The sequence below is a fragment of the Exiguobacterium sp. S22-S28 genome (assembly GCF_043359615.1).
Classification (GTDB): domain Bacteria; phylum Bacillota; class Bacilli; order Exiguobacteriales; family Exiguobacteriaceae; genus Exiguobacterium_A.
Window position 1 is genome coordinate 20,347 of the sequence record NZ_JBHFFC010000031.1, and the last position, 23,338, is coordinate 43,684.

Consider the following 23,338-nt stretch of genomic DNA (forward strand, 5'->3'; position numbering starts at 1 on the left):
TGATGATTCCTGAAATCCAAAGTCAAAAAAGAGGATCAGATTGCTCTGACCCTCAGTTCGTTACATCGCTTTTTCTTTTGTATCGTCCTCTTGCCACGCTTCAAGCGTTTCTTTCCCCGGAAGATTCGGAATCGAATCTTTATGGAAACGAGGATCTTGACCGTTTCGACGTTGGACGAGGTAATCATCCAGTGCCAATTTAGCAACTTTCGATAACCGGAAAATCGCATACAGATTGACAACTGCCATCAGCCCCATAAAGATGTCAGCCAGAGCCCAGACAAGACTTGCCGTTTGAACCAGCGAACCAAACACAACCATACCGAGAACGATGACACGGTAAATCGTCATGATTTTTTTATCACCATTGATGAATCTGATGTTGGACTCACCATAGTAATAATTTCCGACAATCGAGCTGAATGCAAACAAGAAAATAGCCAAAGCCATGAATGCCGTCGCAAGTGTACCCACTTGAGAAGCAAGTGCTCCTTGTGCCAAATCGATTCCGGCAACCGGTTCTCCACTCGCATCTTTTGTCGCAACACCACTGACTAAGACGATCATCGCGGTTGCCGAACAGACCAGCAACGTGTCGACGAATACCGCAAACGATTGGATCAAACCCTGTTTGACCGGGTGCGATACTTCTGCCGTCGCAGCGGCGTTAGGGGCTGACCCCATCCCTGCTTCGTTCGAGAAGAGACCACGACGAATTCCGTTTAAGACCGCTGCTCCAATCGCTCCACCTGCAAGCGTTTTGAATTCAAGCAACCCTTCTTGGAAAATCAAACCGAAGACGCTTGGTAAGACTTCAAGGTTCGTTACCATGATGTACAAGGCAATTAAAATGTATCCGCCCGCCATGATCGGGACGAGAAATGCCGAGACCGTCGCGATGCTACGAACACCACCGAAGATGACAAGTGCCGTCAATACGACAAGCCCTACCGTGATCCATGTTTTATCGATGCCATACTGACTTTGAAGTGACAGTGAAATCGTATTCGACTGCACCGAGTTAAAGACAAATCCAAAAGCGATTGTGATCAAGACGCTGAAGACAACTCCGAGCCAACGTTGTCCGAGTGCTTTTTCCATGTAATAGGCCGGACCACCACGCCATGCTTTATCATCGCGCACTTTATAGATCTGCGCCAACGTACTTTCGACGAAGGCAGAGGCCGATCCGATTAAAGCAATCAACCACATCCAGAAGACGGCACCGGGTCCACCAAGCGCGATCGCTGTCGCGACACCGGCGATGTTTCCGGTTCCGACGCGCGCTGCCGTACTGATGGCGAACGCTTGGAACGGCGAAACACCGTCTTTTCCTTTATCTGTTCCTTGGAACAACAGACGAAGCATTTCCGGAATCATCCGAAATTGGACGAATCCCATCCGAATCGTAAAGTAAATGCCTAACCCGACTAATAGAATGATGAGAACGCTCGACCATAATACATCGTTGATATTACTGACTAACTCCATGAATTGTTTTTCCACGTGTCTTCCTCCTCATTAAACGTTCCATCATGTAACCTTTTTTCACATGTGTTCTATGATACGAAAATAATTTCAGAAAATCAAATTCATTTTCTTCTTTTAAGTCGTTCAAGTGCACAAAAGATTACAAAACCTCACATTGGATGTGAGGTTTAACGTAAAAAAACAAGCCTCCGCAGAGGGGAGGCTTGTTGAGGACATCTCTCTTATTTAACAATCGAATACATCAGATGAACAAATTGAGGTTGGCGTCATCCGTCGCTCCAAGATAACTTGCGACACCGCCATAATCGATGCCATCCAACAGTTCTTCTTTTTTGATTCCCATGATGTCCATCGACATCGTGCAGGCGATCATCCGAACTCCTGCGGTCTGCGCTTTCGCCATCATCGTCTCAAGCGCATCCACTTGTTTGTCCTTCATGACTTTTTTCATCATTTTTTGACCAGCCCCGCCCATATTCATGTTCGAGAGCGGCAGATCACCGGCATGTTTCGGCATCATCATGCCCATCATCCGTTCCATCGGTGCCTTCTCAACAGATGGTGCGTCCGGTTTCCGAATGACATTCAATCCCCAGAACGTAAAGAACATCGTTACTTGTTTGCCCATCGCCTGAGCACCTTGCGCGATGACAAACGATGCCAGTGCTTTATCGAGGTCTCCGCTGAAGACGACCATCGTCGCATCGTCCGCTTTCGTGACATCAGACTGGACCGGCGCGGCTGTTGCCGTTCCTTTTTCAAGTAAGACTTCGACGATTCCCTTGTTCATTTCCGCCGTATGGACGGTATGACCGAGCTTATGTGCCCACGCTTGAACATCCGGCAGGAATCCGGGATCCGATGCTTTAATGAAAACTTGATCGCCGTCTTGCAATTGATCCATCTTCGTTTTTAATTCCACAATCGGGCCCGGGCATTGGAGACCGCATGTATCCAGTAACGTAATCTGCTCTTTTGTTGCTCGTTTCGGCTCACTTTTCGTAATCGTCACTGCTGTTTCCTCCCGTACTTGGCTTCTCGCTTCACGGTCACGGTTGACCGTAGACCATGTTTTATAGCCGCCACTCAAATTTTTGACAGTAAATCCATTCTGTTTGAGCAGTTGACCCGCGACATATCCACGTAATCCGACTTGGCACGTCACGTAAATCGGTTGATCTTTCGGCAGTTCATCCAGCGACTGACGTAACGTCGGTAAGGAGATATTGACGGATCCCGGAATCGAACCGAGTTCATTCTCAGACGGTTCCCGGACGTCCAGCAATAAACCACCGTTCGCGACAATCTGGTCAATCTCATGCCAATGGACGTTCTCACTGTCGCCCAGTACGATATTTGAGGCAATGTAACCGGCCATGTTGACCGGATCTTTGGCTGAACTGTACGGAGGCGCGTAGGACAATTCCAAATCCGGGAGATCGAGCACCGTCAGACCACCTTTGATCGCTGTCGCCAAAACATCGATTCGTTTTTCGACACCGGTCATCCCGATCGCCTGTGCTCCGAAAATCGTTCCATCGACCGGATCAAACAACAGCTTCATCGAGATCGGACTTGCGCCCGGATAATATCCGGCGTGTGAACCGGGATGCAGATGAATCGCTTCATACCGGCGTCCGGACTGACGAAGACGTTTTTCATTGACGCCGGTTGCAGCGACCGTCAAATCAAACACTTTTGCGACTGCCGTGCCAAGTGTTCCTGTATACCGAACGTCTCGCCCATTGATGATATCGGCGACGAGGCGCCCTTGACGGTTGGCCGGCCAAGCCAGCGGAACGTGGACCGGTTCGCCTGTAATGTAATCTTTGACCTCGATGGCATCCCCGATCGCAAAGATCGAAGGATCCGATGTCCGCAATGTCTCATCGACTTGGATCGTTTGTTTGATTCCGAGCTTAAGTCCGGCATCTGCCGCTAGATTACTTTCCGGCATGACGCCGATTGACAGGATATTCATGTCCGTCTGAATTACTTTTCCACTCGTCAGCACGACACGTGTACCGGCCTCTTCGAAGCGGGCCACGCCGTCCGACAAGATCAAGTCGACCCCTTTCGCCCGGAGGTGCTCATGAACGATTGCTGCCATTTCCGGATCCACCGGTGCCATGACTTGGTCCGCCATCTCAATCAGTGTCACTTGTGCTCCACGCTCGACTAAGTTTTCCGCCATCTCAAGACCGATGAATCCTCCGCCGATGACGGTTGCATGAGACGGACGGGCTTCATCGACATACTGACGCATCTTGTCGGTATCCGGGATGTTCCGTAGCGTAAAGACGTTTTCCGCTTCCTCCAGCCCCGGAATGCCCGGTCGGATTGGTTTTGCTCCTGGTGACAAAATCAACTGATCGTATGTTTCTTCATATTCTTCTCCGGTATCGACTTTCCGAATGATCACGGTTTTCTGCTCACGATTGATTTGAATCGCTTCAGACAGGTTTCGGACATCCAGATTAAACCGGGCGTTCATTCCTTCAGGAGTCTGAACCAACAGTTTATTTCGGTCTTTAATGATGTCACCGATGTAATACGGTAGACCGCAGTTCGCAAAAGAAATTTCCTTTCCCCGTTCCAACAGGATGATTTCCGCCGTTTCATCCAATCGGCGCAACCGTGCTGCCGCCGTCGCCCCACCAGCTACTCCACCTACAATGATCGTTTTCATTCCGTCTTCCTCCTTGAGTAGAATCCATTATGGTCTATGTGTACCAATATACCCGTTCAGGTATACCTTTTCAAGTTATCTGTTCGTTCATTCACAAAGATGTCTTCCTTTAAAATCAAAATGTTCCTTTGAGGATAACGGACATTAGTTGCAATTCGATCTAAAATGCTTGAAACTGAGATTACAGTATTTATAAGGGGGATTTAATCATGGACCAGGATCGTAACTCAAAAGACACGAACGATAACAAAGTCACACCGATCAACCAAAACAGTCAGCCGGAAACAAATGAAAACGGGGTAACGGCTGTGCAACAACAATATCTCGAAGAATTCCAAGCATTCTTAGTCGAAAAAGGTATTCCGATGGAAGCACGTGAGAATGAAACACACGTCTTCTTCATGACACAGGAAAAAACGCCGGCGGGCGCTGAACCGATGATGATGATCGTCTTCAGTAAAACAGCGACCGACGTTGAACTGTTTGCGCGGACGATTACACACGTACCAGACGGTGTTGAGGATCTCCCGATCTTAAATGCCATCAACGACTTTAACCAAGAATTCAAATACTTCCGCGTTGTCCTCGACAGCGATCGTGACGTCACAATCGCTTCGACGATTGACTTGGATCACGGCTTTAATCCAGCAGCAATTTTCGGACACTCGGTCATGATGTTCCAAGCATCGGATGAAGTCTTCAGCTACCTCACGAAACTGTATGACCAAGTTCAGTAAAATATCACCTTAAAATGGCTTCCGGGATACCTCGGAAGCCATTTTTTTCATTTTGAAGTTCAATTGACAATGAGAATTATTCTCGCTATAGTTAGATTTGTGAAAACGACATCATTTTTTTATCAACGTATTATATATTCTGGGGGAATCGATTATGAAAAAGCGAATTAAGGTAGCATCACTTTTCATTACAGCAGGGTTACTTGCTGCTTGTGGGACAAACGATAACGAAACAACAGCTCCAAAAAAAGAAAAAACGGAGCAAACATCTGAAACAAAAACAGATGCGGGGATCGCAGCGACAACCTTAAAAGATGAACTGACAATCTTCAGTTCTATCAAGGCGGAGCTCGACAAAGCAAAAGAAGGCCAAGCCATCGACTGGAAAATGGTCACGACGAGTTATGACTCAAAATTAAAAGGCGGCGTCACGACGGCTGCTCCTGAAATTGAAGAAGTCATCAGTTCCGCATTAGCGGGTGTCGAATCAAAAGAACTGGATGAGAACGTTGCCCGTCAACTCGTGGACAAAGGCATTCAGTCTTACTTCTATAAACTCCAAAAATCGACACAAGCAACAGCGGAAGAAGCCGTTGCGGCCGGAAAAACGGATGAAGCGACAGCTGCTCTGACAGACATTAAAGACATGTCCGAGACCGTCTTCATCCCGACGGCAGAAAAACGTGACGCGAGTTACGGCTTTAAAAATGAAGATGCAATTGCCCAAGCGATCTCGTCCGGCTTAACGGCACAAGAAGAAGCGATTACCGCGAAGAACGTCGCGGACTTCAATGTCGCGAAACAGTTGACGGATAAATCCATCTACCGTTCGTTCTACCTTGCTGCTCTCGGATATGCTCAAAAAATCGAAGATGGCGTCAAAGCCGGAACGGATGAAAAAGAGTTACAGATGGAGCAAGCGGAAGGATACGGTTTCTTACTTGCCATCGAGGAATCACTTGCCGGTGGAGATGAAGAAGCGGTTGCGAAATTAAAAGACCTCTATGACTTCTCAAAAACAAAACCAGAAGGTGTTCAGTTCAAAGAAGTGGAAAGCTTATTCGCCAAAGCCTTAACGGAAAAAATTGACGGCTACCACGAAGAAACACAAGAAGCACTTGAGAAAAAAGATGTTGATACAGCACGGGTCGAGGCGATGGAAGCAAACATGTTCGTCATCGCAATGAAACCGACACTTGAGAGCCGTCTCGGTAAAGAACAAGCCAGCACGGTGTTGTCTGACGCCAACGCTTGGTATGCCCTTGTCGAAAAAGGTGACCTGAAAGCCGAAACGACAGGTGATAAAATCGTTGACGCGTTAGAGCCACTCAACTAATTGATTGGAATCGGAGGAACGCGACATGCAGATTGGAATTACAGGAGGCGCGGGTTTCATCGGATCCGCCCTTGCGCTTCGTCTTCACGCCAGCGGTCATACCGTAAGTGTCATCGATGCCTTCACGGATTATTATGACGTCGAACTGAAACTGGAGCGGGCTCGCCTTTTGCAACAGAACGGGATCGAGGTGTTTGAAGGAAACGTGCATGAAGATTTGCCGACTTGGTTCGGCAGTCACTCCTTCGCCGCCGTATTTCATCTCGCCGCCTTGCCCGGTGTCCCCGGTTCGTTACAGGAACCGCATCGGTACATCGAGGATGATATCGCGATGACGGTGACCGTCCTCGAAGCGGCGCGCACATATGCCATTCCGCATCTGTTCTTCGCTTCTTCCTCCTCCGTCTACGGGGAACAAACGGGTGCATTGTTGGAACATCAAGCAACCGGACAAGTGATGAGTCCCTATGCCGCAGCCAAGTACAGTGCGGAAACCTTTTGCCAGGCTTATCAGAATCTGTATGGTCTACAAATCGGGATCTTCCGCTTCTTTACTGTCTACGGTCCTGCCGGCCGACCTGACATGGCCTTGTATCGATTCATTGAACAGGCATTACACGGTCAATCATTGACCGTTTTCGGTGATCCGATTCGGGACTTCACGTATATTGACGACATTACACGGGGAATGGAACAAGCCCTGCAGGTACAGGCAACCGGTATTTTCAATCTTGGTGCCAACCGTCCGGAGTCGGTGCGCGACGTCGCGGCGATGCTTAGTAAACGGTTTGACGTAGCGGTGGCATTTGCTCCCGCACGGGCAGGAGATGTCTCAATGACATGGAGTAACACTGATGCGGCAAGGCAGACGTTCGGTTATGTTCCCTCCGTCACGCTCGCTGATGGAATGGAACGGATGATCACATGGCATCGCGATCGTCTGTGATACGTGGAGCTGCGGGCGTCGTTCTGACGTTGGCAGCTCTTTTTTTACTCGTCCGTTTCGGTCTGGAACTGCCTGTTGTGTATGACTATCTCCAAACCCTGGTGACGTCGCCCTGGATAGTGCCCGCTACCGTCACTTACGCCTTCGCTTTTTATTTACGCGCACGCGCTTGGCGGACGGCGGACGAAAAAAATGCGTCTACTGCGGTTTACCTGACGAGTCTGTACCTTGGTCTGGCAATTAATCACCTCTCTCCTGTCAAAGTAGGAGAAGCGGTTCGCCTGCTGACGGCGCGAGCGATCGGCAGTCCGATGAAGCGGACAACGGCGATTTTTGTCGCCCAACGCGGTATCGACCTATCCGTACTCGGTCTTTTCGTCGCTGCCGGGTTATTATTAGGACAGACGGTCTGGGTCGCCGGGCTTGCGTTTGCCGGTGGTCTACTCGCCTTGTTTCTGGTCCGGCGATGGATCAAGACGATATATCCCTTGATCGGATACGGGGCGACGGCGTGGCTGTTTGAAGCAGTGGCTGTTTTTTGTCTCTTGCAAGGTGCGGATGCCGACATCACCTTTCCGCTTGTCCTCGTCGCGATGAGTGCCGGAGTCTTGTCCGGAATCGCCCAGTTTACCCCAGGTGGACTCGGAACGTATGAACTTGCGATGGGCACGGTCTTGCAACTTGCGGGTGTTTCCAACCCGTACGAGCTCGCCTTGATGACACACCTCTTTAAATATGCGTTTGCATTTTTAGCGCCGGTTTATGTGCTTATCCGCCATTTTCCGATCGTTACATTACTGTTCACCCAGTTTAAGAAGCACGATATGAAAGGATGACCTGCATGAAAAGTGCTTCCCGTTTTGAAAAAGTTGCCGCACGGATGTGGAACTTATTGAATGAAGGCAAACCCTTCACACCGATTTTTACGATTGGTGTGTTTCTCAGCTATCTGATTTTGACACAAGGCTCACTCAGCGGTGTCGGCTTTGGCTTTTTGATGACTCTGCCGCTGCTCGTCTTATATTGGAAGTTTGATTTTCCGTTGTTCTTACGGAATTATCTTTGGCTTCCATTGATCGTCTGGTTGTTCATCGAAGGAACGGACACGCGTCTCCTGCCGCTGTTTGCGTATGGAACCGGTCTTTATTTCTTCTTCACCGTCTTCTTCTGGGGAACGATCTATTACCATCTCCGGATCGGGACCAACTGGCTCAACTTCACACGTTTTTGGAAACTGGTCCTTAAAAATAGTGACTCGACGAGCGGAAATGCCCAGGAACAACTGCCGAAAGTCGGACTTTTACTCGCGTATTGGCAAACCGCTTCAATCGAACAGACACTCGATTGGTCCTATCTTTGGTTTCCGCTTGGGCTGTTCCTATTCGCCTGGATCCTGCATCACTACCTGTTCGACTGGAAGCCGAAACTACCGACCGAGTCAACCGTCGATGCACCGATTCCGACATCACAGAAAGTCTATGTCCTGATCGTCGACGGCATGCGGAAAGATCGCTACATGGCGGCGAACACGCCGTTTCTCGAACGTCTCCGCCAAGAAGGAACGGAGTATACGAACATGGAGACCGTCTACCCGGCTCGAACGGTCGTCTGTTTCAGTTCCATGTTCACCGGAGCCCGTCCGGAAGAACACGGTATCCATTCGAACATGGTCTGGAATACGACGGGGGTCAAAACCGATACGGTCTTTGACCGGTTGCGTGACGTCGGGAAAACCGGTAAGATTCTTGGAATCGCCCATCTCGTCGATGCCTTCGGTGCCAAAGACGTCCATACCGTGACAGCCGTCATGCATAACGATGTCGCAGACCGCAACATCATCGATCGCGCCAAACAAATCGTCCAGCAAGAAGATCCGGATTTACTCGCGATTCAATTGATTGGCACCGATCAGACCGGTCACAGCCGCGGCACCCTGTATTCCGAATACATCCAGAAAATTGAAGAGGCCGATGCCTTACTGGCTGAATTTTGTGAAGAACTGGACCGGCTCGGTAAGCTCGACGATGCAACACTGATCGTCATGGCGGATCATGGGCAAGCCGATGGGATCGGCGGTCATGGTCATCTCGATGAAGGAGAACGGTTTGTTCCGTTTTGGATGTACGGCAAACACGTCCATGCCGGTCTGAAAGTTGATACGCACCGGCATATCCTGTCGCTTGGACCAACGATTACGAAGCTGCTTGATGCCGATATCCCGCACGACAGCCGGGGGGTCTTACTGACGGAAGCCTTTAAGGAGGAATTCTCATGAAAAAAATCGTCGTCTTTCTTCCGGCCCATAACGAAGAAGTCTCCTTGCCACTTGTCTTAAAACGCATTCCGGCTGAAATCGATGGACTGCCTGTCGAAACGATCGTCATCGACGACGGATCCACTGATGCGACGTCCGAGATTGCCCGACAACACGGAGCCCATGTCTATCGTTTTTCTAAAAATCGCGGGCTCGGAGCTGCCGTTCGGGAAGGACTGCTCCGGTCCTATGCCCATGGTGCGACTGTTGCCGTCATGATTGACGCCGATAACGAATATCCGGCGGATCAGATTCCGGACATTGTCCGACCGATTCTTCTCGATGAGGCCGACTACGTATTTGGTTCCCGTTTTCTCGGAACGGTCGACGGGATGCGCTTATATCGGTACATCGGCAATCACGTTTTTACTTGGTTGCAGTGCCTCTTATTAAAGCGTCGGATTCACGATGGACAAAGCGGGATGCGCGCCTTTTCCCGCGCGGCGTGTAAACATGCGGAAATCATCCACGACTATAACTACGCCCAAGTGCTGACACTGAATCTTGTTCGGAAAGGGTTCCGGCTGCACGAAGTCCCGATTCGTTACCGTGTGCGGGAAGCCGGAAAGTCCTTTATCCGCTTTAACTATATCCAGCGCGTCCTGCCTGCAATTTACCGGGAATGGCGCCGCCCGATCGTCCCATTGTCGTCTGAAGAACGTTTTGAACGAAAGGAGCATCTCGGATGAGGAAACCGCTTTTCATCACCGTTATCGCCTTCTTGTTCCTGCTCACTACACCGTTGCCGGCATTCGCCTACAGCTACGGGGATCCAGGAAAGGAAGCTTTTGCGGAAGCTTATAAACAGTTTGAGGAACAGCTTGACCAAAACGATTACACGTTAGCCAAAGAAACCATCGATGCCTACGATAAGGAGTTCACACTCTACTTCCCGGAAGCAAAAGAAAAAATCGATGCGTCGTTAGAAAAGGAAGATGCTGATGCTGCCAAGCAAGCCTACCGGGTCGCTTTGCGTCAAAACATCGAACGTCGTCTGCACTTTGCACAGGAACAATTCGATGATTTCGGACAGGCCAAGTTGTTGCTCGCTAAAGCACGCGGCACGTACGATGTGCTCGCTCCTTACGTCAAAGAAAGTGAGGGTGCAAAGACAAGTGATTCATTGTATACTGCTTTTGATGATTCACTTGCGGCGCTTGGAAACCCCGGTTTGTTTGGAGTCGGGAAAAAAGCGAGCGATCGAAAAACATTTGATCAAAACATTAAACAGATTGAAGATACCGTCACCCCGCTGTTCGTTTTGCCAGGTGAAGAGAAGACAGGTGTCTTTGATGAAGAGGACTCGATTTTCGGTCAATCCTTTGGGACGGACGACATTTGGAAAACGGTCGCCATCAGTCTTGTCATCATCTTAATCGTCATCGTCATCATCGGTCAGCGTAAGAAACGACGCGCTCAATAAGGAGGAAGACACATGGATTTTCAGGCGTTTTTAATCACCCTTCGCGAATGTCTCGAAGCCGTCTTGATCGTCGGCTTGATTCTCGGTTATCTCGATCGGCTCAATGCACCACAATATAAAAAATGGGTCTACGCCGGTGTTGGACTTGCCTTACTCGCGAGTTTAGGTGTCGCCTTCTTGTTCCAAGTCGTCTTTACGAGTTTCGCAAGCTTCGGCAGCGATACGTATTTACGTCTTGGGATCATGATCATCTCTGTTTTCCTCTTAACCCATATGGTGCTTTGGATGGGCAAGGAGGCAAAGGAAAACCAGCAGGCCTCGCAAGCGAAAGTCGCTGCCGCCGTCTCGACCGGCAGTGCGATTACGATGATCGTCCATTCGTTCCTCGTCATCGTCCGGGAAGGGATTGAAACGGTCTTCTTCTTCGCTGCGATTTCGGGTGGTGAAATCGAGAAGGTTCTGACCAGCTACGGTGCTGTCTCCGGTCTCCTGCTCGCCTTGATCTTCGGCTACTTATTCGTTTCCGGAACGATGAAGATTCCCGTCAAACGCTTTTTCCAAGTGACCGGCGTCTTGATCTTGTTCATTGCTGCCGGCATGCTCGTCCAAACGATTGGCCGATTCCAGGATCTTGGATTGCTCGGCAGTCTGTTGACGAATGCAGACGGCACACCGGCCGCCCTTTATAACATCGTGGCTTTCATGCCGGAACACTATATCGATCAGATTCAATATTTACGTGATACGGGCAATACGACATTGATCAGCGGTCAAATCGGAACGTTCATGGGGGCGATGTTCGGCTACAGCCATAATCCGTCCATCGAACAAGTTATCGCTTGGTGGGGATACTTCGCTTTCGCCGGCTTCATGTTGATGCGTCAAAATCGCGCACCCAAAACCGTCAAGAAACTGAAGGAGGTCTCGTGACGGTTCGAAGCGGTCATCCACAACGTGGACGATCGCTTTTTTTCATGGTTGTCGTTCTGATCCTCGTGTGCACCGCCGGACGCCTTTATCTGGTCAGCCCGTTTGTAGCAAGCTACGATATCGCCAACTTCACGTTAGCGGTCGGACAGTATGACTTGGCGAATTTACAGCCACATTTCCCCGGGTATCCGTTTTTCATCTTACTCGCGACCGGTCTCGCACGACTCGGGCTTGAACCTGTCCGTGCCCTTGGAATTGTCTCGATGCTTGGCTTCACGAGCGGACTGATTCCGCTGTACCTGCTGTTCAAACGCCGACGATTCGATGCGGTTCGTCTGCTGGCTGCTTTTACAGTCGTGTCGACGGCTTCCCTTGTCGTCTTGTCCGCAACCGGGATGTCGGATGGTCTCGCCCTTGGTGTTCTCTGTTGGTTCGTCTGGAGTGTCGAACGCGCACGGCAGGGGCAGTTCCGTCTTTTACCGTACCTATTGTTTAGCCTGTTGATGGCGACCCGGTTATCCTATGCACCGTTTGGAATCATCCTCTTATTTTTACTGTGGCAAGCACGGCGTGATGCTTGGCAAGTCGTGTCAGAGATGGCAGTTCTGCTCCTCGCTCAACTCGCCTGGCTGTTACCGGTCGCCTTCTCTGTCGGTGGACCGGCTTCCTTTGCCCAGTTGTCACTCAGCTTCGTTACGGGTCATTTCTCGGACTGGGGAGGCACGGCGCAAACGGATGACGCCACCCTGCTGGAACGACTTGGATTGACAATCAAACAAATGATTTGGCATGGTCTTGGATTTGCCACTTGGATTGGTCTCGGATCGGGACTGTTCTTGTTTTGCCAACGTTTCCGTTCGTTCCCTCTCTGGTGGAGTGTTACCGGAACCGGTTATTTTCTCTGGGTCTGGTTTGCCCAAAACATCGATAAACCGCGGCATGTCTTACCACTCGTCTTACTGCTTGTGATTTTACTCGTCCGCCGTCTGTCGGTCCGTTGGCTCGTTCCGTTTTTATGTATTCAATTGCTGATCGGAAGTATCGCCTTGTATCAACAAGCGACTAGTAAACCGGCTACGATTCAGCTGGCGGAAGCCATTACCGGTTTACCGGCGTCCGCGACCATCTTTACGGATGAAGAAGAACGTCAGTTTTTGATGGCACGTCCTGACGCTACGATTGTCCCGATTGGATCCGTCAGCAAATGGCGGGCGGAACCAAAATCACAGGAGGTCTATCTGACCGGACGATTGCTCAAACGGTTACGGGCGGAAGATGTACCAATCGAAGTGACGGAAGTTTTCCGCTTTACGAGTGATCCCCGGTTCGAACCGGAAGATGCGGAAGCGCGGTTGTACCGGATGATCTTACGATAAGGAGCGGATTTGGATGAATATCATCGAAACCGGCAACACGGCAACGATTCAACAAGAAACTGCGACGATTGTTCGAAAGCAGTTTCACGCACATGTTCCGCATGCAGCGGTCCAGCAGGAATTTCAAAATCATCTGTCCATCCAGAACCACTTTTCGATGACACCTCGTGTCTATAATCAAGTTGATCATTCCATTCGCATGGAGTACTTGAAAGGGGAATCGCTCGGAGATTTGATGAAACGTCATCCCGTTCGGATTCTCCGCTACATGACGACCATGGTCGCCTTACAAAGGTATCTTCATACGTTATCCGTCGACGGATTACCTCTTCTTCAAGAACGATATCCTGCTCACAGTGCACTTGTAGCGGGACATACTTTATGTCATGGTGATTTTCACCCGTATAATCTGTTGCTTGTCAAAGAAGACGTCTATGTCATCGATTGGATGGATGCCTCCATCGGCAATCCACTGATGGACGTCGCCCGTACTTTTTTATTGATTCGCTACGGAGGACGTATGTCTTTACGAAATCCGGCAGAACGCGTTTCCCGCTTCATCCTCAGTCATTTGTACCGTGCCTGTTACTTTAAGCGCATCAGAAAAGTCACCGGATTCGAGGCTTGTTTACGGTTGTGTGCAGCTTTTCGTTTGAAAGAGCAGATTACGCCTGTCGAATCCGTTCTGTTACAACGTTTTTTAAAGTGATGGATCCGGTCGACTCCAACGAATCACAAATCATCGCCACCTAATTAAGCTGAACGTAAAAAAATCACTCGCTTCACGCGTTTTCCTGTAGGAGTCGCATGAGGCGAGTGATTTTTTGAATCCAGATTCTTAGTGTATCGATCTTAACAGCTTAATAAAACGTCGTTGAGAAGCAGACAAGACGAAGACTCCTGCGGGAAAAGCGGAACAGGTGAGACCCCGTAAGTCGCGCGGGCGACGCGGAGGCTCACGTTTCGCCCGCGGAAAGCGAAGTCTTGTCTGCGTATCAACGAATCTTGAAACGAATTCGAAGTACTTGCTTCGTCATTCAAGTTGAATACGGTCGTTCCATATAATCAAATTGTCCACCACTGATTTCAATCGTCTTGACCGGGACGAATCCAAGACGCCGATACAGGCGTTGCGCACCAGCATTCGTCTGATCCGCATTTAACGTAAACGCCCGTAATCCACGTCGCTCCCCTTCGTCCGCCGCTGCCTGCAACAGCTCAGACCCAATTCCTTTTCCACCGTATGCCGCATCCACCGACAACGTATCCAGGTAAAAGACGTTTCCTTCCGTCTCTTGATCAATCTGTACCTCTTGTCCTGTCCACTTGAGCAGCTGACGTTTAATCGGTTCATCCAACTGTGCCGCATCTACGCCCGCGTATGCGATGACGATGCCGACGACATGCCTGTCGAGCTCCTTGACGAGAATGTTTTCATGACTTAACCGGTTTCCCGTTTGCGTAACAAACAGCGCGAGCCGCTCCAAAATCAATTCCTTCTCCTGTGTTCCGGTCAGTGTCTCGGCAATTTCATGAATCGCCTGTTCAATCAATGGTGCGATTTGATCCGCGTCATTGGCAGTTGCTTGTCTAATCATATATGTGTCCCCTTTCTTCTACTCTCTTTTATCGTAAAACAAAATCCCTCCTGATGTCAGGAGGGATTTGTTCATTTCAGTTCAGCTACCGGAATCGGTGCAACGACCGGTTCGCGTGTCATGACCGAGACGACACGTCCCGCAATCGCGACTGCAAGCAACGTATACAACGTTAGACTCAACGGCAGATAGACGAGTGAGATGACGAGGACGATGGCATCAAGACCAAATAAAATTGTCCCGATTGATAAGCCGGTCAGCTTACTGAGGCCCATCGACAACAAATCATCTCCTCCTGTTGCCGCGCCACTTTTCAGAACGAGACCGAGACCATAGCCGGTCACGATTCCACTGGCGACAGCAGCGATCAGTGTTGCCGGCCATGCCTGTTCCGGAAAATGAAACAGATCCAGTCGGTACCACATTTCGTAAAACAGCGACAATGCGCCTGCCGATACGAGTGCTTCACTGACAAAACGTTTTCCTTTAAAGTATAACGCTCCGATAAAAAACGGAATGTCGAGTACGATCATCGAAATCGATGGATTAATGTCAAAAAAGTAACGTCCGAGTAAAGACAGACCGATAAATCCGCCTTCTGCCAATCCAAATTGTTCATTCAAGGTGTAATAGCCAAACGCCATAATGAGCGTTCCGGCCAAGATGGTTATAATTCGTTTCATGTGTTATTGTCCTCTCCCGTATCTTCCATGGGAGAGGGTGTAGTTGTCCCGTTTGGGTATTCATCTATTTTCGCTCTCCCTGATTTTTTTCAAGCCATTACCTTCCTGTTCAATGAAGATTGGCACTGCTAAAAATCAGGTAAGCTGAATAGATGATCGATCCTCTCGGTATCCATCGGTTTCCACCCTTTCGTTTTGTTGTCTTCTTCATTATAACCCGAACTTCAGAAACTAAAACAGTTTTACACGTTTTTAACAGAAACGATACAGATGAACGGATACCTCGATTCCGATATCCACCTTTTGCTCACTCATTCACAATTTAGACATTATTATGCTCAACAGTGAACAAAGTACTTGAAAACAACATTGTGAAGTAATACACTAAGGATATCAAATGAATGTGATTTTTATCACAAACAAAAACGAAAAGGGGACTTTACTCATGAAAGTAGCAGTCATCGGTTGTACACACGCAGGAACAGCAGCAGTTAAAGAGTTGGCTTCACAGCACGAACAACTGGATATCACCGTTTACGAACGAAACGATAACGTCTCATTCCTTTCTTGCGGAATCGCGCTTCATGTCGGTGGCGTCGTCGAGCATGCGGAGTCGCTGTTTTATTCTTCGCCGGATGAACTGACTGAACTCGGTGCCGAGATGCGCTTAAAACATGACGTCCTGGAAATCGACAGTACGAACCAAACAATTCTTGCAAAAAATCTCGTAACGGGTGAAACCGTTCATGATACGTACGATAAATTGATTATGACGACTGGTTCATGGCCGATCATCCCGATGCTTCCTGGGATTGAACTGAATCAAATTGAGCTCTGCAAAAACTATCACCACGCGCAAACCATCATCAAAAAAGCAACGGATGCCCAGCGGATTACCGTTGTCGGTGCCGGTTATATCGGTGCTGAATTGGTTGAAGCATTCGAAGCATACGGCAAAGATGTCACGTTCATCGACAGTGCCGACCGGATTTTAAATAAATACTTGGATCGTTCATTCACGGATATCATTGAAAGTGAATTGACAGACCGCGGGATTCACCTCGAGTTGAACCAGACCGTTCAAAGCTTTACCGGTGTGGACGGTAATGTCACACAAGTCGTCACAGATAAAGGAACGTTCGAAACGGATCTCGTCATTCTCTGTGTCGGTTTCCGACCAAGTACGGAATTGTTAAAAGGACAAATCGATATGTTGCCGAACGGAGCCATCATCGTCGACGACTATATGCGGACCAGCAATCCGAACATCTTTGCTGCCGGTGACAGCTGTGCCGTCTACTACAATCCGGCCCGGACACACGCGTATATTCCGCTCGCGACAAATGCTGTCCGAATGGGAACACTCGTCGGGAAAAACTTACTCGCTCCGACGATCCGCTATCAAGGCACACAAGGAACGTCCGGTCTCCGGTTGTATGACTTGAACATTGCTTCGACCGGTCTGACAGAAGATGCTGCCCCGTTTTTCGGTTTAGAAGTGACAAGTACGACGGTCCAAGATGCTTACCGTCCCGAGTTCATGCCGACAGCTGAAAACGTCCAGTTGAAACTTGTCTACGAAACTGCGACACACCGCCTCGTCGGTGCGCAAATCATCTCAAAAGTTGACCTCACCCAGGCGATGAACACCTTGTCGGTGGCGATTCAAAATGAGATGACGCTCGAAGAACTGGCTTTCGTCGACTTCTTCTTCCAACCGCACTACAACAAACCGTGGAACTTACTGAATCAAGCGGCTTTACAAGGAATGAAAGAACTGACATCGGCACGTGTCTGATCGGTCATCTACCCTATCTTTAATCAAAATCGGAGTTCACACTTGTGGACTTCGATTTTTTATTTGTTCTTCATACGATACGGTTAGTTGTTGCTACAGCCTTATTGAGTGCCCTTTTCCACTTAACGAAAACTTCACTTGATTAATCAATTGACGTTTAGACGTGAAGTGACAGGGAACATACTTCTTATGCAAATCAAACCACTACCTAGGAGGAATCAATTCATGTCCCAGTCTAACAATCCACTTACACAATATTTTAATGATGACTTCCCAAAACAATATCAGGATGCACCGGCTGTCCAGGCAAAAATGGAGCCAATCCCGGATTGTGGCGAAGAAAGTTATAAAGGTTCCGGTAAACTGATCGGGAAAAAGGCCTTGATCACAGGAGGCGATTCTGGAATCGGTCGTGCCGCTGCCATTGCTTATGCACGTGAAGGTGCAGATGTTTTCCTCAACTATCTACCGGAAGAACAACAAGACGCTGAAGAAGTTAAAGCACTTGTCGAAGCTGCCGGACAAAAAGCGCACTTACTGGCGGGCGACCTCAGTGATGAAACGTTCTGTCAACAACTCGTCAAAGAAGCACACGAATCACTTGGCGGAATCGATATTCTGGCACTCGTCGCCGGCAAACAGCAAGCCGTCGAGGACATCATGGACCTGTCGACGGAACAACTTCGCAAAACATATGAAATCAATGTCTTTTCTCTGTTCTGGGTCGTCAAAGCTGCCCTTCCGTTGTTAAAAGAAGGGGCTTCGATTATCACGACGACTTCGGTTCAAGGCTACAACCCAAGTGCGAACCTGCTTGATTACGCGTCAACGAAATTTGCCATCAACGGCTTTACACGGGGACTTGCGAAACAAGTCGCGCCAAAAGGCATCCGCGTCAATTCTGTTGCACCGGGTCCAATCTGGACACCATTGCAAATCTCAGGTGGTCAACCAAGCGAAAACATTCCGGAATTCGGACAAGAAACACCGCTTAAACGGAGTGGTCAACCGGTCGAACTTTCGAGCGTCTATGTCTTCCTCGCTTCAGATGATGCCAGTTATGTCACGGCACAAATTTATGGTGTCACAGGCGGAATTGAACTCGCTTAATTGAATGCTAGAGTAAAAAGCGATTTTGATGGCGACATCAAAATCGCTTTTTTTGGTATCAGTTGCTTCTCCCCGTCCGATTTAGTCTAATGAAGATATACATACCCTTAGGAGATGATTCATGTGACAGAAAAAGAAAAGATGATTCAAGGTCAGTTGTATTTAGCCGGGGATGCGGAGCTCGTGGCAGACCGAAAACGGGCGCAGATGCTTTGTCATCAATTCAACCAACTCAGCATCGAAGAGCTGCCTGCCCGAAAATCTCTCCTGCAGCAACTTTTACGGACCGAACAAACGGATTTTTACATCGAACCGTCTTTTAAATGTGATTATGGCTACAACATCATGCTTGGTGCCCGGTTTTATGCCAATTACGATTGTGTGTTGCTCGACATTTGTCCGATTACAATCGGCGACAACTGTATGCTCGCTCCGGGCGTCCACATTTATACAGCGACGCATCCGTTAGATCCCGTCGAACGCAACAGCGGTTATGAATTCGGGAAACCGGTTGTCATCGGGGACAACGTCTGGATCGGTGGACGTGCCGTCATCACTCCGGGTGTGACAATCGGGGACAATGCCGTCATCGCGGCCGGAAGTGTCGTCGTCAAAGATGTCGCCCCAAACACTGTCGTCGGCGGGAATCCGGCCCGTTTCATCAAACCGATTTGATTTCTCATCAAATTTTAATCTAATCCTCAGTCTCCTCTCACTTGCGGGCGCTATTCTAAGAATAAGAAAAGCAGCTACCACTACTGAGGAGGAAATCATTATGACAAACGAAAAACGTACGGATAAGCCAAAAAAGAATTTTGTAAAACGCGGTCTCACTTCAATCGCCATCACAGGAACCGTTTTGACGGGGGCCGGCGCCTTCTTACTTTTCACCGGTCCGGGACATTCTCTCGTCAATTCAACGGTCACGACTTCAGAACAAGTTGAACAAAAAGTCGAAGCGGCTTCGACAAAAGTTTCAAGTAACGTCAAGCAATCGCTTCCGAGTGCATTTCGGGATGACGATCAAGAAATGGAAGGAACGTTAAAAGAAATATCCGACACATCGGTGACACTCACACAAAATGGTTCGGATCAATCGTATTCGTTTGCCTCAGCAGCTTACATCGAACCGGCTCAGGCAGGTGATTGGATTACACTTGATTTCACGCAAGATGGTCTTGTCCGGGAACTCGAACGTGAAGATGATCGGGATGGTCGAGATGACGATTCATCCGACGATGACCGCAATGAAGTCACCGGTGTCGTCAAAGAACTGTCCAATTCACAAATCATTTTGACTCAGAATGGTTCGGATCAAACGTACCGCTTCATCGAGCGCGCAGAGATCGACCAAGCGCAAGCCGGCGACAGCGTCAAACTTGAACTGACAGCAGCTGGTCTCGTCCGGGAACTCGACCGGGAAGATGCGGATGATCGGGACGACCGGAACGATGACCGTCAAGAAGACGATGCAACGGAAGATCAAGACATCCGTGGTGCATTGGTCCGTGTGACGGACACAGAAGTCGTCATTAAACAAAACGGTAAAAACGTAACGTTTGAACGGGCGCAAAACATGGAACAGGATAATGATGTACAGGTTGGTTCACAAGTCGAACTTGAGTTGAACGGATCGAAGCAAGTGACAGAAATCGACGAACAGTCGTAAGGAGGAACTCTATGGCACCGACCATCTTAATCGTCGAGGACGATTCGAAAATCGCCCGCCTACTTGAACTGGAATTAAACCACGCTGGATACGCGACGCAGGTCGCCTTCAACGGTAAAGATGGCTTAGTAGCTGCTGAGAACGACATCGATCTCGTCTTACTCGACGTGATGATGCCGGAGCTCAGCGGCTTCGAGGTGCTTCGGCGGCTTCGCGGAAAAGGTGATCCGGTTCCCGTCATCTTATTGACGGCACGAGGCGAAGTCTATGACAAGGTCGCAGGGCTTGATCTCGGCGCCAATGATTATGTGACGAAGCCGTTTGAAATCGAAGAATTGTTGGCACGTATCCGGGCCTTACTCCGCTTGACGACACGTGCCACCGTCGAAACCAATCGGCTTCATTATGCCGATGTCTTACTGGATTTGGACCGGCATGAAGCGTTTCGCAACGACGTCCCGCTTGATTTGACGCCACGCGAATTCGATTTGTTATCCTACTTGATGGAGAACAAGGAACACGTTCTGACGCGCGAACAAATTCTGAACCGGGTCTGGGGATATGACTATTTCGGCGAAACGAACATTGTCGACGTCTACATTCGGTATTTACGTAAAAAAATCGATCGTAGTCAATCGCCTTTGATCCAGACGGTTCGTGGGATCGGTTATGTCTTAAGGGAGGAGAAGGGATGAAGTTACGGACAAAATTGGCGTTATCGGTGACGTTGTTTACGACACTTTTATTACTCTTATCCTTTTTAGTCGTCACCTATACCGTACGTGATCATTTGATTGAATCCCGTTTCACACAGCTCGAGCAAGCAGAAGAACTGATGGAAGATGATTCCTCGACTCGCGCCTTGTTGACGTTGCATGAAGATTCCGTCGTCTTGTCTCGTGACGACGGACGCTGGGTCATCGCGAACGATGAAGAAGATGATGATTCCGCCAGCGTCAACGGCGATGTCCGGGCACGCGATCTCCCGGGCATTCCAACGACAAGAGACGAACCGTTTAAATCCGGTAATTGGTTTGGTGTTGTCCACCAAGATCAAGCGTATCTATTTGAAGATGATACGGTTGATGATACGATTTCAACCTTGATTTTTGCCTTCTCAATCGTTTTGCTCGTCGCAGTCATCATTGCCTTTCTCAGCAGTTTCTTCATCGCCTATCAGACGTTACGTCCCCTTCGCCAGCTTGGTCAGACGATGGAACGGATTTCCGACTCCGGCACACTTGAGACCGTTCCGGAACAACAAAATGACGAGATCGGCCAGCTCGGAAAAGTCTTTAACCGGATGATCGGACGGGTTGATCAAACAATGGAACAGCAACGACAGTTCGTCGCCGATGTCTCGCATGAGATGAAGACGCCGCTGACCGTCATCGAAGGGTATGCGAAACTGTTGAAACGTTGGGGCAAGACGAATCCTGATGTCCTCGAAGAATCCATCAGTAATATCCTGAACGAAACGCATACGATGCGGAGTGGACTGATTGAACCGATGCTCGAGTTATCCCGTCTCGGATATGGCGAGACGACGACGGAAACGGTCGACTTGAAGCAGCTCGGGACAGAAGTTGCGGACCGGATGCACCATGCTTACGATGTCCTTATTCCGGTGGATGCCACCGGTACCGTCACAGCGAATCATGAAGCACTTGTCCGGATCTTGACGATTTTCATCGATAATGCGATCAAATACGCGAAAGATCCGGAAATCCGTCTTCGACCGGACCGACTCGAAGTTCTTGATCGTGGAACCAGCTTATCGGCGGAGCAGCGCGCCCGTCTGTTCGATCGGTTTTACCGGCTTGACGAAGCACGCGATCGGTCCGGCAGCGGGCTGGGTCTTTCCATCGCTGCTGCATTGGCGGAACATCATCATCTGTCCGTCGGCAGTGAAGCCCGTCCCGGTGGCGGAAGTTGCTTTTTCATCACATTCGGCTGACACCTGAAATGAAACTTTCCATCGTCTTTTAGCGTACACTAGAGACAGTAGTCAGATGATGAAGGAAGGTTATGAACGATGGATAAAAAACGTTGGGGAGGCTTAGCCGTCGCCGGAGCATTTTTGCTCTCAAAAGGTAAAGTCGTGCTCGCTCTCTTGAAGTTCTCTAAATTCGGCGGGACGTTAATCTCGTTCGGCATTTCGTTATTGTTTTATGCGCAAATTTTTGGTGTCTGGTTTGGCGTCGGTTTGCTCTACCTTTTGTTCATTCATGAGATGGGGCATTTAGCGGCTGCCAAACGGCTTGGTTTCAAAACGGGGCCGGCGATTTTTGTTCCGTTCATGGGGGCTGTCATCGGGATTAAGGATACATTCCGGACGCCGAAACAAGAAGCGATTTTAGCTTACGGGGGTCCGCTCGCCGGACTATTCTCCCTCATCCCGCTTTTGATTGGATACGCCGTGACCGGAAATGATTTTTGGCTCGTCATTTTCCACTTGGGTGCTTTGTTGAATCTGTTCAACTTGCTGCCGGTCAGTCCGCTTGACGGCGGACGGATTTTAGCCGGTCTGCCGATTGTCGTCTGGGTCGCTGGTCTTGCTGCCTTGATTGCATACGGCATCACGCATTTCAGCATCATTTTGTTATTAATCGCGTTCCTCGGCGGCAGTGCCGTTTGGAAACGATACCGGTTCGCAAAACAATACGAGGACAATAAATCCGTCCTGATGTTTTACCGGGCAGCCCGCAGCCGTGTGCTTCAGGCCAAACTCGAGCAGGAGCAGTTGTCGGCCACGGAGACCGTTATATCGACAAGCGACGAAGCCGACGACACGCCGGTTGCGACGTATGATCCAATCGCCTGGTCACTCCGCCAAGATCTCCAAGATTTACGCAGTGCCAGTCCCGAAGATGCAAAAAAAGATGCGGACGACATGTTGCGTTATCAATATGACTCCGCCAATGACTATGATGCGTTGTTACGTCGGTTGGACCAGCGGATCGAACCGTTGATCGAAGCGGAAAAGTCGGTCGAGTATCATCAGATGCCGAAAAAACAACAGACGATTACATTGTTTGCCTACTTGGCACTTGGTGCGATTCTCTTTATCGCCTTCGAATACTCTAAAGGATATCTTCCGACTCCGTCTTAATCGATAAGCAAAAAAAGGCATTCCGCTGTTCACGTGCGGGATGCCTTTTTCGATGAGAACATCTCATTTTGCACATTGCCTGATTCGATTGCTTGCATCCGGTTGTCGAAGCGACTAATCTGAATG

21 protein-coding genes are annotated in these 23,338 nt (G+C 49.2%); 17 read left to right on the forward strand and 4 right to left on the reverse strand.

Translation table 11 applies throughout. From position 1 onward, the window contains the following. Window positions 1–60 precede the first annotated feature (60 nt). Window positions 61–1,506, reverse strand: a complete 1,446-nt coding sequence (locus tag ACHA8N_RS14590; RefSeq protein ID WP_393966144.1) for an alanine/glycine:cation symporter family protein — start codon at window positions 1,504–1,506, stop codon at window positions 61–63. 226 nt (window positions 1,507–1,732) lie between these two features. Further along, window positions 1,733–4,180, reverse strand: a complete 2,448-nt coding sequence (locus ACHA8N_RS14595; protein WP_393966145.1) for a CoA-disulfide reductase — start codon at window positions 4,178–4,180, stop codon at window positions 1,733–1,735. Between the two features lie 209 nt (window positions 4,181–4,389). On the opposite strand from ACHA8N_RS14595, the gene ACHA8N_RS14600 reads away from it, so the two are divergent. From ACHA8N_RS14600 to ACHA8N_RS14645, 10 genes are all read left to right on the forward strand, one after another. Continuing rightward, a complete protein-coding gene (locus ACHA8N_RS14600; RefSeq protein WP_026831788.1) occupies window positions 4,390–4,917 on the forward strand; it encodes a type III secretion system chaperone family protein in 528 nt (175 codons plus the stop codon). A gap of 154 nt (window positions 4,918–5,071) precedes the next feature. Continuing rightward, window positions 5,072–6,253 (forward strand): hypothetical protein, encoded by a 1,182-nt coding sequence (locus ACHA8N_RS14605; protein WP_393966146.1) that lies wholly within the window; start codon window positions 5,072–5,074, stop codon window positions 6,251–6,253. A gap of 25 nt (window positions 6,254–6,278) precedes the next feature. Then, on the forward strand, window positions 6,279–7,199 hold the full coding sequence (locus ACHA8N_RS14610) for an NAD-dependent epimerase/dehydratase family protein (protein WP_393966147.1): 921 nt from the start codon (window positions 6,279–6,281) through the stop codon (window positions 7,197–7,199). Then, window positions 7,196–8,035, forward strand: a complete 840-nt coding sequence (locus ACHA8N_RS14615) for a lysylphosphatidylglycerol synthase domain-containing protein (RefSeq protein ID WP_393966148.1) — start codon at window positions 7,196–7,198, stop codon at window positions 8,033–8,035. Before ACHA8N_RS14610 ends, ACHA8N_RS14615 begins: the two co-directional genes overlap by 4 nt. Window positions 8,036–8,040: 5 nt before the next feature. Beyond that, the gene (locus ACHA8N_RS14620) at window positions 8,041–9,474 is read left to right on the forward strand and encodes an alkaline phosphatase family protein (RefSeq protein WP_393966149.1); all 1,434 of its coding nucleotides are present in this window, start codon (window positions 8,041–8,043) and stop codon (window positions 9,472–9,474) included. Next, window positions 9,471–10,202 (forward strand): glycosyltransferase family 2 protein, encoded by a 732-nt coding sequence (locus ACHA8N_RS14625; protein ID WP_147512027.1) that lies wholly within the window; start codon window positions 9,471–9,473, stop codon window positions 10,200–10,202. The genes ACHA8N_RS14620 and ACHA8N_RS14625 overlap by 4 nt, the downstream gene beginning before the upstream one ends. Beyond that, window positions 10,199–10,936, forward strand: a complete 738-nt coding sequence (locus ACHA8N_RS14630; protein ID WP_119923496.1) for a hypothetical protein — start codon at window positions 10,199–10,201, stop codon at window positions 10,934–10,936. Before ACHA8N_RS14625 ends, ACHA8N_RS14630 begins: the two co-directional genes overlap by 4 nt. 12 nt (window positions 10,937–10,948) lie before the next feature. Then, window positions 10,949–11,866 (forward strand): FTR1 family iron permease, encoded by a 918-nt coding sequence (locus tag ACHA8N_RS14635; RefSeq protein ID WP_147512029.1) that lies wholly within the window; start codon window positions 10,949–10,951, stop codon window positions 11,864–11,866. Then, on the forward strand, window positions 11,863–13,242 hold the full coding sequence (locus ACHA8N_RS14640; RefSeq protein ID WP_393966150.1) for a hypothetical protein: 1,380 nt from the start codon (window positions 11,863–11,865) through the stop codon (window positions 13,240–13,242). The genes ACHA8N_RS14635 and ACHA8N_RS14640 overlap by 4 nt, the downstream gene beginning before the upstream one ends. A gap of 13 nt (window positions 13,243–13,255) precedes the next feature. Beyond that, window positions 13,256–13,951, forward strand: a complete 696-nt coding sequence (locus ACHA8N_RS14645; protein WP_393966151.1) for a phosphotransferase family protein — start codon at window positions 13,256–13,258, stop codon at window positions 13,949–13,951. Between the two features lie 328 nt (window positions 13,952–14,279). Here ACHA8N_RS14645 and ACHA8N_RS14650 read toward each other — a convergent pair whose 3' ends face one another. Then, entirely contained in the window at window positions 14,280–14,840 is a 561-nt protein-coding gene (locus tag ACHA8N_RS14650) for a GNAT family N-acetyltransferase (protein WP_393966152.1), read from the reverse strand. Window positions 14,841–14,911: 71 nt separating this feature from the next. Next, window positions 14,912–15,523, reverse strand: coding sequence for a YitT family protein (locus ACHA8N_RS14655; protein WP_147512033.1), 612 nt, complete (start codon window positions 15,521–15,523; stop codon window positions 14,912–14,914). Between the two features lie 445 nt (window positions 15,524–15,968). Here ACHA8N_RS14655 and ACHA8N_RS14660 point away from each other — a divergent pair, with 445 nt between their 5' ends. The 7 genes from ACHA8N_RS14660 (at window position 15,969) to ACHA8N_RS14690 (ending at window position 23,212) form a co-directional block, all read left to right on the forward strand. Beyond that, entirely contained in the window at window positions 15,969–17,321 is a 1,353-nt protein-coding gene (locus ACHA8N_RS14660) for an FAD-dependent oxidoreductase (protein ID WP_147512034.1), read from the forward strand. A 225-nt stretch (window positions 17,322–17,546) separates the two neighbouring features. After that, window positions 17,547–18,431 (forward strand): SDR family oxidoreductase, encoded by an 885-nt coding sequence (locus ACHA8N_RS14665; protein ID WP_393966153.1) that lies wholly within the window; start codon window positions 17,547–17,549, stop codon window positions 18,429–18,431. A gap of 123 nt (window positions 18,432–18,554) precedes the next feature. After that, window positions 18,555–19,106, forward strand: coding sequence for a maltose acetyltransferase domain-containing protein (locus ACHA8N_RS14670; protein WP_393966154.1), 552 nt, complete (start codon window positions 18,555–18,557; stop codon window positions 19,104–19,106). A gap of 100 nt (window positions 19,107–19,206) precedes the next feature. Further along, complete coding sequence (locus ACHA8N_RS14675; protein WP_393966155.1) at window positions 19,207–20,100, forward strand: hypothetical protein; 894 nt, start codon at window positions 19,207–19,209, stop codon at window positions 20,098–20,100. An 11-nt stretch (window positions 20,101–20,111) separates the two neighbouring features. Then, window positions 20,112–20,795, forward strand: a complete 684-nt coding sequence (locus ACHA8N_RS14680) for a response regulator transcription factor (RefSeq protein ID WP_147512037.1) — start codon at window positions 20,112–20,114, stop codon at window positions 20,793–20,795. Beyond that, window positions 20,792–22,057 (forward strand): sensor histidine kinase, encoded by a 1,266-nt coding sequence (locus ACHA8N_RS14685; RefSeq protein WP_393966156.1) that lies wholly within the window; start codon window positions 20,792–20,794, stop codon window positions 22,055–22,057. Before ACHA8N_RS14680 ends, ACHA8N_RS14685 begins: the two co-directional genes overlap by 4 nt. A 78-nt stretch (window positions 22,058–22,135) precedes the next feature. Then, window positions 22,136–23,212: a site-2 protease family protein gene (locus ACHA8N_RS14690; RefSeq protein WP_147512039.1), complete on the forward strand. Its 1,077-nt coding sequence runs from the start codon at window positions 22,136–22,138 to the stop codon at window positions 23,210–23,212. Window positions 23,213–23,338 lie beyond the last annotated feature (126 nt).